This is a genomic window from Sphingomonas ginsenosidimutans, assembly GCF_002374835.1.
Lineage (GTDB): Bacteria > Pseudomonadota > Alphaproteobacteria > Sphingomonadales > Sphingomonadaceae > Sphingomonas > Sphingomonas ginsenosidimutans.
Window position 1 is genome coordinate 503895 of record NZ_NWVD01000001.1, and the last position, 12013, is coordinate 515907.

Annotated in this window: 11 protein-coding genes; 6 read left to right on the plus strand and 5 right to left on the minus strand. The window is 69.9% G+C overall.

Going from position 1 to position 12013, the window contains the following annotated elements:
* Nucleotides 1-53: 53 nt before the first annotated feature.
* The 3 genes from COA17_RS02195 to COA17_RS02205 are packed head-to-tail and all read left to right on the plus strand — an operon-like array spanning nt 54 to nt 3290.
* Nucleotides 54-1553: a circularly permuted type 2 ATP-grasp protein gene (locus COA17_RS02195; RefSeq protein WP_096609907.1), complete on the plus strand. Its 1500-nt coding sequence runs from the start codon at nt 54-56 to the stop codon at nt 1551-1553.
* Nucleotides 1553-2491: an alpha-E domain-containing protein gene (locus tag COA17_RS02200; protein ID WP_066489211.1), complete on the plus strand. Its 939-nt coding sequence runs from the start codon at nt 1553-1555 to the stop codon at nt 2489-2491. Before COA17_RS02195 ends, COA17_RS02200 begins: the two co-directional genes overlap by 1 nt.
* Nucleotide 2492: 1 nt before the next feature.
* Nucleotides 2493-3290: a transglutaminase family protein gene (locus COA17_RS02205; RefSeq protein WP_096609909.1), complete on the plus strand. Its 798-nt coding sequence runs from the start codon at nt 2493-2495 to the stop codon at nt 3288-3290.
* 300 nt (nt 3291-3590) lie between these two features.
* On the opposite strand, the gene COA17_RS02210 is transcribed toward COA17_RS02205, so the two are convergent.
* Nucleotides 3591-4337, minus strand: coding sequence for an arginyltransferase (locus tag COA17_RS02210; protein ID WP_066489217.1), 747 nt, complete (start codon nt 4335-4337; stop codon nt 3591-3593).
* Nucleotides 4338-4444: 107 nt separating this feature from the next.
* Nucleotides 4445-5686: a threonine ammonia-lyase gene (locus COA17_RS02215; RefSeq protein ID WP_066489220.1), complete on the minus strand. Its 1242-nt coding sequence runs from the start codon at nt 5684-5686 to the stop codon at nt 4445-4447.
* 84 nt (nt 5687-5770) lie between these two features.
* Between COA17_RS02215 and COA17_RS02220 the strand changes: the two genes are divergently transcribed.
* A complete protein-coding gene (locus COA17_RS02220) occupies nt 5771-6607 on the plus strand; it encodes an NAD(P)-dependent oxidoreductase (RefSeq protein WP_096609911.1) in 837 nt (278 codons plus the stop codon).
* Between the two features lie 87 nt (nt 6608-6694).
* Here the strand turns inward: COA17_RS02220 and COA17_RS02225 are convergent, their stop codons facing one another.
* On the minus strand, nt 6695-7456 hold the full coding sequence (locus COA17_RS02225; protein ID WP_176484768.1) for a DUF4163 domain-containing protein: 762 nt from the start codon (nt 7454-7456) through the stop codon (nt 6695-6697).
* A gap of 45 nt (nt 7457-7501) precedes the next feature.
* On the opposite strand from COA17_RS02225, the gene COA17_RS02230 reads away from it, so the two are divergent.
* Nucleotides 7502-9181, plus strand: coding sequence for an amidohydrolase (locus COA17_RS02230; RefSeq protein ID WP_245857360.1), 1680 nt, complete (start codon nt 7502-7504; stop codon nt 9179-9181).
* Entirely contained in the window at nt 9166-9480 is a 315-nt protein-coding gene (locus tag COA17_RS02235; protein WP_066489233.1) for a putative quinol monooxygenase, read from the plus strand. Before COA17_RS02230 ends, COA17_RS02235 begins: the two co-directional genes overlap by 16 nt.
* Before the next feature lie 205 nt (nt 9481-9685).
* Here the strand turns inward: COA17_RS02235 and mobA are convergent, their stop codons facing one another.
* Together mobA and purB are read right to left on the minus strand one after the other, a co-directional pair.
* Nucleotides 9686-10225, minus strand: a complete 540-nt coding sequence (gene mobA, locus COA17_RS02240; RefSeq protein WP_096609917.1) for a molybdenum cofactor guanylyltransferase — start codon at nt 10223-10225, stop codon at nt 9686-9688.
* Nucleotides 10226-10639: 414 nt separating this feature from the next.
* The gene (gene purB, locus COA17_RS02245) at nt 10640-11953 is read right to left on the minus strand and encodes an adenylosuccinate lyase (RefSeq protein ID WP_096609919.1); all 1314 of its coding nucleotides are present in this window, start codon (nt 11951-11953) and stop codon (nt 10640-10642) included.
* Between the last annotated feature and the right edge of the window lie 60 nt (nt 11954-12013).

Sequence of the window (12013 nt, forward strand, 5' to 3'; positions counted from 1 at the left end):
ATCAAAGTGACGCAGCATGCGGCGAAATCGCCACACAAGCGTTACGAGGGCCGATGGGGACACAGGCGTTCGATGAAATCATGGGGGCGGGCGGCCAAGACGGCGCGCGCCCCGAGCTGGCCGATCTTTGCCGCTGGCTGGACGAAACGCCTCCCGACGAGTTGCGCCGACGACAGCATTCCGCCGAAACCACTTTCCGCCAGCTGGGCATCACCTTCGCCGTCTATGGCGAGAGCGAGGCGAGCGAGCGGATCATCCCGTTCGATATCGTGCCGCGCATCTTCCTGGCGGACGAATGGGAACGGCTCTCCGCCGGGTTGATCCAGCGGGTGGAGGCGATCAACGCCTTCCTGGTCGACATCTATGGCGAGCGCCGCATCCTGAAGGAAGGCGTGCTGCCCGCCGACCTGATCCTGGGCAATCCGCAGTTCCGGCCGGAGGTGGCCGGCATCCGCCCGCCGCACGACGTCTGGGCGCATATCTGCGGCATCGACCTGGTGCGTACCGGGCCGGACGAATTCTTCGTGCTGGAGGACAATGCCCGCACGCCCAGCGGGGTCAGCTACATGCTGGAAAACCGCGAGGCGATGGTGCGGCTGTGCCCGGAGCTGTTCGCGAAATTCCGCGTCGCGGCGGTCGACAGCTATCCCGACATGCTGCTGGAGACGATGAAGTCGGTGGCGCCGCGCGGCTGCGGGCAGAACCCCAATTGCGTCGTCCTGACCCCCGGCCATTACAATTCCGCTTATTACGAACACAGTTTCCTGGCCGATTCGATGGGGATCGAACTGGTCGAGGCGGCCGATCTGGTGGTGGACGACGACGTCGTGTTCATGCGCACCATTGCGGGGCGCGTGAAGGTGGACGTGATCTATCGCCGCGTCGACGACGACTTCCTCGATCCGCTGGTGTTCCGCCCCGATTCGATGCTGGGCGTGCCGGGGCTGATCGCCGCTTATGCTGCGGGCAATGTCGCGATCCTCAACGCGCCGGGTAACGGCATCGCCGACGACAAGGCGATCTACAGCTATATGCCGGAGATCGTGAAATTCTATTCCGGGGGCGCGCCGACGCTGCCCAATGTCGAGACGTATCGCTGCCGCGAACCGGACGCGCTGCGCTACGTCCTCGATCACCTCGACGAACTGGTGGTCAAGCTGGTCGACGGATCGGGCGGCTATGGCATGCTGGTCGGCCCGACCGCGTCGCGCGCCGAGATCGAGCGGTTCCGCGCCGCGCTGATCGCCGAGCCGCATCGCTATATCGCGCAGCCGACGCTGGCGCTGTCGACCGTGCCGACGCTGGTGGAACAGGGCGTCGCGCCGCGCCACGTCGATTTCCGCCCGTTCCTGCTGACCGGATCGCGCGGGGTGCAGGTGGTGCCCGGCGGGCTGACGCGCGTCGCGCTGCGCGAAGGATCGCTGGTGGTCAATTCGTCGCAGGGCGGCGGGACGAAGGACAGTTTCGTGCTGCTGCCCGAACATGCGCGCGGCGGGGGGATGACGCAGGCGATGGGCGGCATGACCCAGACGATCGGCGGGGGGCTGGCCTGATGCTCAGCCGGACCGCCGCCTCGCTCTACTGGCTGGGGCGCTATGTCGAACGTGCCGATTTCATCGCGCGGCTGGTGGAGGCGACGCTGCGCCTCGACGTGCTGTCGCCGCGATCGGCGGGCGAGGATGCGTGGCGATCCGCGCTGGCGGTCACCGATACCGAGGACGGCTTCGCCGCCAGCGGCGCGGTGCTGGCGCGCGAATCGGTCGCGCGGTTCCTGCTGAGCGATTCAGCGCATCCGGGATCGATCCTGCGCTGCCTGGCGATGGCGCGCGACAATGCCCGTGCGGTGCGCACCGCGCTGACGCGCGAGGCGTGGCAGGCGATCAACGGCGCGTGGCTGATCTTCGACCAGCAAGTGCGGCGGCTCGATTCGAACACCACGCTGGCGGTGGTCGAGGCGGTGAAGGCCGAGACGCGCGGGTTCGAGGGCGCGGTGCACCGGATGCTGCGCAACCAGACCACGCTGTTCATCCGGCTGGGACAGGCGGTGGAGCGCACCGACAATACCGCGCGGCTGCTGGACGTGAAATATCACATCCTGCTGCCCGAGGGCGAGCGCGTCGGCGGCACCGTCGATCGCGACCAGTGGACCACGATCCTCCAGACCGTCAGCGCGGTGACCGCCTATCGCTGGCTGTACAGCGACGGGCTGAACCCCGCCAATGTCATCGACCTGCTGCTGTCGCGCGCCGAGCTGCCGCGCAGCCTGGCCGCGTCGATGGAGGAGACGGTGATCGCGCTCACCGGCCTTGCCAAATCGAGCGGCACGCAAGGGGCGGCGGACCGCATGGCCCGCAACCGCCAGGCGCGCGCCGCGCGCACCCGCACCGGCGACGTGATCGCCGCCGGACTCCACCAGCACCTGCAGGCGCTGATCGTCGAGAACGCCCAGCTTCACGACGCGATCGGCCGGCAATTCAAGTTCCATCACTGACATGCGCCTGTCGATCGACCATCGCACCACCTATCGCTTCACCAAGCCGCAGGGGCGGATCGTGCAGCTGCTGCGCGTCACGCCGGGCAATACCCACGACCAGACCGTCGCCGAATGGCACATCTCGGTCGATTGCGACGCGCGGCTGCGCGAACATCGCGACGGCTTCGGCAACCGCACGACGATGCTGTACGCCGAAGGGCCGCTCGACCGGCTGGAGATCGCGGTGTCGGGCGAGGTGGTGACCAGCCATTCCGACGGCGTGCTGCACGGCACGTTCGAGCCGCTGCCCCCCGCGGTGTTCCTGCGCAGCACGCCGGTGACCGATGCGGGCGAGGTGCTGGCCGGGTTCGCCCATCGCATGACCGAGGGGCATTCGCCGCTGGGGGCGTTGCACGCGCTCAACCGCGCGCTGCACGAGCGATTCGCGCTGGACAAGGGGCGGCCGGAACCGGGGCTGACCGTCGACGACGCCTTCGCCCGCGACACCGCGACGCCGCGCGATCTGGCGCAGATGTTCGTTGCCTGTGCGCGCTCGCTCGACATTCCCGCGCGCTACGTCACCGGTTATTGCGACCTGCAGGACGGGCGCCGCCCGACGCCGCACGGCTGGGCCGACGGCTGGGTGGAGGGGATCGGCTGGATCGGCTTCGACCCGACGCTGGCGCTGTCGCCGGAGGAGCACCACGTCCGCATCGCGGTGGCGCTCGACGCCGCGGGCTGCGCCCCCGTCGCCGGATCTCGGCTGGGCGAGGGCGAGGAATGCCTGGACGTCGAGGTGCGCGTCAGCGGGCAATAGCGGCCGGCAGCCCGTCCGGCCTTCGTCATCCCGGCGAGGGCGTTGCGAACCTCTTTTCCGTCATGCCGGACCTGTTCCGGCATCCACCGAACCGCGCACCCACAAGCCGGTGGCCGGGCGGAGTGGAGGACCCCGGAACGGGTCCGGGGCGACGATCGTGCGGGAACGTGCCGCCGCTCCCGTCATCCCAGTGGAAGCTGGGATATTCCCGTTTGCGGGCGCGTCGCCAGGCCGCGGGAGACCCCGGCCTTCGCTGGGGTGACGCATGGGTTCGGGCAACGGCGGCGCCAGCCTATCCCCTCAGCCGGCATCCTCGTCGGACAGCAGTGTCCAGCCGCGCGGGCCGAGCATCTCCATCGGGCGATAGCGCGCCTTGTATGCCATGCGCGGCGATCCCTTCACCCAATAGCCGAGATAGACATAGGGCAGCCCCGCCTCGCGCGTGCGGGCGATATGGTCGAGGATAATGAAATTGCCCAGCGCCGGGCGCGCGTCCTCATCGGTCGCGAAGAAGCTGTAGATCATCGACAGCCCGTCCGCCTGCCGGTCGGTGAGGCAGCAGCCGATCAGCCGCCCCGGCACGCCGCCGCGCCCCGGCTCGCGATACTCGACGATCACCGAATTGACCGGCGATTGTTCGACCATGTCGGCATAGTCCATCTCGTCCATGCCGGCCATGCCGCCGCCGGGATGCCGCGACGCCAGGTATCCGCGCAGCAGCTGATATTGCTCGTCGGTGGCCCAGGGGCGGCAGGCGGTCACCTCCAGGTCGGCGTGACGGCGCAGCAGCTTGCGCTGCGTCGCATTCGGCTCGAACTGGTGGCTGAGCACGCGCACCGACAGGCAGGCGCTGCACCCAGCGCAGCTGGGGCGATAGGCGACCGACTGGCTGCGGCGGAAACCGATGCGGCTCAGCGCGTCGTTCAGCTCGGTGGCATTCGGGCCGGACAGTTCGGTGAACACCTTCCGCTCCTGCCGCCCGGGCAGATACGGGCAGGGCTGCGGGCTGGTGACGAAGAAGCGCGGGAATCGGAAGGGCGCTGTCACCGGTCGTCTGGTCCCCGTGGCGCGCCCGGTGCGGGCGCGCGTCGCCCCTGTATATCGGCCCGGACGCGCGCGGTGAAAAGCCGCTTAACCATCTTTTGCGTGGCGCGTCAGGCGTGCTCCACCGCCTTGACGTCGAACCCCGCGGCGGTCAGCGCGGCGATCAGCTGGTCCAGATGCGCGCGGTCGCGCGTCTCGCACTCGATGTCGGTGACCAGCCCCTTGGCGGGCAGCGTGGTGAACACGCGCTGGTGATACACCTCGATGATGTTGACGCGTTCCTGGTCGAAGATGCGCGCGACGTTGAACAGCGCGCCCGGCTGATCCTGCAACCGCAGCCTGAGCCGCGCCAGCCGGCCCGAGCGCGCCAGATCGCGCAGCAGCACGTTGGCGAGCAGCCGCGTGTCGATGTTGCCGCCGCACAGCACGACGCCGACGGTCTTGCCGCGGAACCGCTCGGGATGCGCCAGCAGCGCGGCAAGGCCCGCGGCGCCTGCGCCCTCCACCACCGTCTTCTCGATCTGGAGCAGCAGGCTGACCGCTTCCTCCAGCGACCGTTCGGACACCAGCACGATTTCGTCCACCAGCGCGCGCACCATCTGCGACGTGATCCGGCCGGGTTCCTTGACCGCGATCCCCTCCGCCAGCGTATCGCCCGCGCACGGCATGTCGGTGCCATTGAGGCGGTTGTACATCGACGGGAACAGCTCCGCCTCCACGCCGACGATCTCGATCGGGCGGCCCGCGGCGCGCGCGACCGTCGCCATGCCGGAGATCAGCCCGCCGCCGCCGATCGGCACCACCAGCATGTCGATGTCGGGCGCATCGGCCAGCATCTCGACCGCGACGGTTCCCTGCCCCGCGATGACGCGCGGATCGTCGAACGGGTGGATGAAGGTGAAGCCGCGCTCCGCCTCCAGCAGGCGCGCGTGCGCATAGGCGGCGTCGAACGTGTCGCCTTCCAGGATCACATCGGCGCCGTGGCCCTGTGTCTGCACCACCTTCACGATCGGGGTGTTGCGCGGCATCACGATCGTCGCGGGAACGCCCAGCCGGTTGGCGTGATAGGCCAGCCCCTGCGCATGATTGCCCGCCGACGCGGCGATCACGCCCTTCTGCTTCGCTTCGTCCGACAGCAGCATCAGCGTGTTGAGCGCGCCACGTTCCTTGTAGGCGGCGGTGAACTGCAGGTTCTCGAACTTCAGGTACACGGTCGCGCCGGTCAGCTTCGACAGCGTGCGGCTGATGAGCGTGGGCGTGCGCACGATCATGTCGCCGATCCGCGCATGCGCGGCGCGCACGTCGTCGATGGACACGGGAAGGGCGGGATCGGTCGCGTACTGGGTAGCCATCACGACCGCCTAGCGGATCGCGGCCACGGGATAAAGCCGATCGCCGCTGGCGGCGGCGGGGGCGACCGCTTAAGGCTTGGCGCCATGAAGATCGCATTCATCGGCACCGGGGTGATGGGCGCCCCCATGGCGCGGCACCTGGCGGCGGCCGGGCACGACGTCACCGTCTACAACCGCACCCGCGCCAAGGCGGAGGCGACCGGGCTGGCGGTGGCCGATACGCCCGCGGTGGCGGCGCGCGGCGCGGCGGCGGTCGTCACCTGCGTCGGCAACGATGCCGATCTGGAGGCGGTGACGCTGGGGGCCGATGGCGCCTTTTCCGCAATGGCGGACGATGCGGTGTTCATCGACCATACCACCGTGTCCGCGGGCATCGCGCGGCGGCTGGCGGCGGCGCACGCGCTGTCGGTCGACGCGCCGGTATCGGGCGGGCAGGCGGGCGCGGAGGCGGGCAGGCTGTCGATCATGTGCGGCGGGTCCGCCGACGCGCTGGCGAAGGCGGAGCCGGTGATGCAGGCCTATGCCGCGCGGATCGTCCATGTCGGCGCGGCGGGCGCGGGGCAGCAGACCAAGATGGTCAACCAGATATGCATCGCGGGCGTGTTGCAGGGCGTGGCCGAGGGCTTGCGCTTCGCCCAGAAGAGCGGGCTGGACCTCGACAAGGTGCTGGAGGCGGTGTCGGGCGGCGCGGCGCAGAGCTGGCAGATGGTCAACCGCTGGGACAGCATGGCCGAGGGCCGGTTCGACTTCGGCTTCGCGATCGACTGGATGCGCAAGGACCTGGGGCTGGCGCTGGACGAGGCGAAGGCGAACGGCGCGGTGTTGCCGGTGACCGCGCTGGTCGACCAATTCTATGCCGAGGTACAGGCGATGGGCGGCGCGCGGCAGGACACCAGCGCGCTGGTGCGGCGGCTGCCGTAGGGCGCGCGATCCGGCGGGAGGCCCCAGCTTTCGCTGGGGCGACGGGTGGGCGAAAACGTCGCCCCTGCGCAGGCAGGGGCCTCCCCGTTATGTCGCGCCGTCCCCGCCCACCGCGAACGCCCCGCGCCATTCCGGCTTCACGATGCGCAGCAGCGCCGGCGTGACCGGCAGCGTCACCTCGTACATCCCCTCCACATAGGCGCCGGCGACATATTGCCCCGCGATCAACCCGATCCGATCGATCGCGCGGCGGTTGGTGGAGCCGAGCAGCAGCGTCAGCTTGTCGATCGTGGGGCAGGGGAATACCGGATCGACGCCGGGGTCCTCGCCCAGCCGCTTCGTCCGCTCCGCCTTGAGCTTCGCGCACCAGGTCGCGCCGAGCAGGTCCTGCAACGCCGCCGCGGAGGTGAACATCGCGCGCGGATCGACACGGCGCTGGCGTGCCTTGTCCCATACGATCGTGTCGAGCAGCGTGCCGCCATGCGCGCCGCCGGTGAAGCGGTAGGTTTCGCCCGACAGGCTCAGCAGCTGCGGCGTCTCCGTTACCACCGCCCAGTGGCGCGCGGCATCGTGCGGATGGAACGGATAGTCGTTCTTCGTCGCTTCGCGCCGGTCCTCCTGCGCGGTGCGGCGCGCGTCGGCCTCGAACCGGGCGCGGTCCTGGTCCAGCCAGCGGCGCAGCGGCGGGATGCGCGCGGCGGCGGCGGGATAGCCGTAGCTGAAATCGACCAGCGCGTCGTTGCGCTTCACCTCCATCGCGCCGGCCGCGCGCGGTGCCGCCGCGATCGGGATCGCCGCTCCCATCGCCAGCGCCAGCCCCAGGCCAGCCCAACCCCGTGCGTACCGCATCACCTGCCCTCGCCAAAAACCCTCTGCCGCCATATGGCAGGCAATATGAACCGACGCCAAATTCTTCGCCTGACCGGTGCGCTCGCCGGCCTGTCCTCGCTCGCGCTGCCGCTAGCCGCGGGGGCGGACGCGCTGATCGACAATGTCGCTGGCATGACGCTCGACCGCGACGGGCGCGTCGTGCGGTTCCAGGCGATGGTGATCGATGCGCAGGGCAAGGTCGTGCGGCTGGTCCCGGTCGGCGAGCAGCCGCCGAAGCGGACCAAGAAGAATCCCGGCCCCACCTATGACTGGCGCGCCGACATGAAGGGGCGGGTGGTGATGCCCGGGATGATCGACGCGCACGGGCACGTCATCGCGCAGGGGCTGGCGCTGCTGGCCCTCGACCTGTCGGACACGCGATCGCTGGCGGAGGCGCAGAAGAAGATCGCCGATTATGCGCGCGCCAACCCGGAACGCGCGTGGATCGTCGGGCGCGGCTGGAACCAGGAACAATGGGGGTTGGGGCGCTTTCCCACCGCCGCCGATCTCGACGCCGCGGTGCCGGGCCGGCCGGTGTGGCTGGAACGCGCCGACGGCCATGCCGGCTGGGCCAACAGCGCCGCGCTGAAGGCCGCCGGCATCACCGCCGCCACCGCCGCGCCGGCGGGCGGGCGTGTCGAAAAGCCGCTGGGCGTGCTGGTCGACAATGCCATGTCGCTGATGGACCGCGCGTTGCCCAAGGTGGGGGCGAAGGACCGCACCGCCGCGTTCCTGGCGGCGCAGCAGCTGCTGCTACGCGACGGCATCACCGCGGTCGCCGACATGGGCACGTCGCTGGACGACTGGATGACCTATCGCCGGATGGGCGACATCGGCGCGCTGCGCGTGCGGATCATGTCCTATGCCGCCGGGATCGACACCACCGTCGCGATCGGCGGGACCGGGCCGACGCCGTGGCTGTACGACGATCGCCTGCGGCTGGCGGGGGTGAAGCTGTTCGCGGACGGCGCGCTGGGATCGCGCGGCGCGTGGTTGAAGGCGCCCTATGCCGATGCGCCGGGGGAGCGCGGACTGGGCTTCCTGACCGACGACCAGTTGCAGAATCTGATGAGCCGCGCGGCGATGGACGGCTATCAGGTCGCGGTCCATGCGATCGGCGATCGCGCCAACAAACAGGCGATCGACGCCATCGCCGAGCTGTCCGCGACCTACAAGGGCGACCGGCGCTGGCGGATCGAACATGCGCAGGTGGTCGACCCGGCCGACATGCCCGCGTTCGGCCGCTACGGCATCATCGCCTCGGTCCAGCCGATCCACGCCACCAGCGACCGGGTGATGGCCGAGGCGCGACTGGGCGAGGCGCGGCTGGCGGGCGCCTATGCGTGGAAATCGTTGATGAACAACGGCGCGAAGCTGGCGTTCGGGTCGGACTTCCCGGTGGAGAAGCCCGATCCCTGGGCGAACTGGGCGGCGGCGTTCACCCGCACCGGCGCGGACGGGCAGCCCGCCGGCGGGTGGCGCCCCGCAGAGGCGGTGACTCGCGAACAGGCATGGTGGGGCTTTACCGGCGGGGCGAGCTTCGCCGGCTTCGCCGAGGCGAAGTTCGGCATCCTGGCGCCGGGGCAGCGCGCCGACTTCATCATCGTCGACCGCGACCCGCTGGCCGCCACGCCTGAGGCGCTGCGCCAGACGCAGGTGATCGAGACGTGGATCGGCGGGCAGCGGGCATGGGCGCGCAAGTGACGCTGGTGATCCTGGGCACGTTCCGCGTGCCGCCGGACCGGCTCGGCACGGCGCGCGGCGCAATGGCACGGATGATCGCCGCCAGCCGCGCCGAGGACGGCTGCCTCGATTACGCCTATGCCGAGGATGTGCACGAACCGGGACTGATCCGGGTCAGCGAGGTGTGGCGCGACCGCGCATCGCTCGCCCGCCACATGGCGAGCGCGCATCTGGCGGAATGGCGCGCCGAATGGCCCGCGCTGGGCATCGGCGAGCGCGACCTGCGATGGTACGCGGCGGGCGACGCCGAACCGGCGTGAGGGCGGTCGGGCACGACGTCGCGCATGTGAGGAGGGACCGGAACGGAGGCGAGACTCGCTCCGCCCCCCCCTCGCAATTCGTCACCCCGGACCTGTTCCCGGGTCCATGGTGCCGCGAAATCAGTCGATTGCGAGTTTGCGGCGCGAGGGATGCCGGAACGAGTCCGGCATGACGGTGGGGCCTCAAGCTCCTGCGCTCATCCACCTATCCCCGCACTGCGCCGTCCAGCCGTGCCAGATCGTCCGGCGTATTGACGTTCGCGAGGACGACGCCCGGTAGCACCGCGACCGCGCCTGTGTCGCGCGCCCAGCCGCGGATCGAGCGGTCGCCGCCGGCGGACAGGCGCGCCAGCAGCGGCGCGGCCAGCCTGACCGGCCACAGCCCGACGGTGGGCGCCTCCGCGGCATGGGCGGCGTCCTCGCCCAGCAGCGCGGCGACCAGCGCAGGCGGCAGGCGGGGTGTGTCGCAGGCGGTGGTCAGCACCGCGTCGAATCCCTCGCGGGCGGCCACCTCCAGCGCCCCGGCGATGCCCCCGAGCGGGCCGAGTTCGGGGTAGGGTAGGTCGGGGGCGGTGCGCACGCGCGCGTCGGCGCGGCCGACGACCAGCAGGTCGGCGACGTGCGGCGACAGGCTGGCGAGCGCATGGTCGATCAACGCGGTGTCGCGCCACGTCGCCATCGCCTTGTCGCTGCCAAAGCGCGAGGAACGGCCACCCGCCAGGACGGCGCCGAGGATGCGGATCATGCCGGCACTGTCGCAGCCGGCGCACGAAAGGGAAAGCCCGTTACCGCCCGCTAACCGCCGCGCTGAACGGCGCGGGGGTCGGGGGGCGGTGGTGGGCCGATGGATCAGATCGTGGTCAGGACCACGCCGACCACCAGCGCCTGAGCCGCGATCGCCAGCGCGGTGCTGACGGCGGTTTCGAACGTGCGCATGATGGGTCTCCTGTGCCGGATAGGTCCGACACGGCGCCATCTATGGATCGTTACGCTGCGGCGCAACAAACGTGCGCAACAATCTTGCTTGCACTTGTTGCAATCACGTGACGGAAGTGTGGCATTCTTGCGACACCGGGTGGGCGTCTCGTGGAAGCGCGGTCCTTGCCCGTTACCTTGTCATGCCGGAACACGTCCGGCACGACGACGGGGTTGAGCCTCTTCAGCCGCCGAACACCCGGTCGAAGATCGTGTCGACGTGCTTGAAATGATAGCCCAGGTCGAATTTCTCGTCGATTTGCGCCGGGGACAGCGCGGCGGTGACTTCCGGGTCAGCCTTCAGCAGTTCCTGCAACGACAGCTGCCCGTCCGATTCCCACACCTTCATCGCGTTGCGCTGGACCAGCCGGTACGAATCCTCGCGGCTGACCCCCGCCTGCGTCAGCGCCAGCAGCACGCGCTGCGAATGGACGAGGCCGCCCATCCGGTCGAGGTTCTTCTGCATCCGCTCGGGGTAGACCAGCAGCTTGTCGACCACCCCGGTCAGCCGCGCCAGCGCGAAGTCGAGCGTGATCGTCGCGTCCGGCCCGATATAGCGTTCGACCGACGAATGGCTGATGTCGCGTTCGTGCCACAGCGCGACATTCTCCAGTGCGGGGGTGACATAGCCGCGCACCATCCGGGCCAGCCCGGTCAGATTCTCGGTCAGCACCGGGTTGCGCTTGTGCGGCATCGCCGACGACCCCTTCTGGCCGGGGGAGAAATATTCCTCCGCCTCCAGCACCTCGGTGCGTTGCAGGTGGCGCACTTCGGTCGCGACGCGCTCGACCGAGCTGGCGATGACGCCCAGCGTGGCGAAGAACATCGCGTGGCGATCGCGCGGGATCACCTGGGTAGAGACCGGCTCGATCGCGAGGCCGAGCTTGCCCGCGACATGTTCCTCGACGCGCGGATCGACATTGGCGAAGGTGCCGACCGCGCCGGAAATCGCGCAGGTGGCGATATCCTCGCGCGCCGCGACCAACCGCGTGCGGTGGCGCGAGAATTCGGCATGCGCCTGCGCCAGCTTCAGCCCGAACGTCACCGGCTCGGCATGGATGCCGTGGCTGCGCCCGATCGTCGGGGTCAGCTTGTGCTCCTTCGCGCGGCGTTCCAGCACCGCCAGCAGCGCGTCGATATCCGCGATCAGCAGGTCGGCGGCACGGGCCAGCTGCACCGACAGCGTGGTGTCTAGCACGTCGGAGGAGGTCATCCCCTGGTGCATGAAGCGCGCTTCATCGCCCACCTGCTCGGCGACCCAGGTCAGGAACGCGATCACGTCATGCTTGGTCACCGCCTCGATCGCGTCGATCGCGGCGACGTCGATCGCCGGCTTCGTCGCCCACCACGCCCACAGCGCCTGCGCCGCGCTCTTGGGCACCACGCCCAGCTCGGCGAGTGCGTCGGTGGCATGTGCCTCGATCTCGAACCAGATCGCGTAGCGCGCCTCCGGCGTCCAGATCGCGGCCATGTCGGGGCGGGAATAGCGGGGGATCATCGGGCGGTTCCTGAACGGGGATAGGTGATCGCGCGCCGTTAGCAGTGTGCCGGGGGAGGG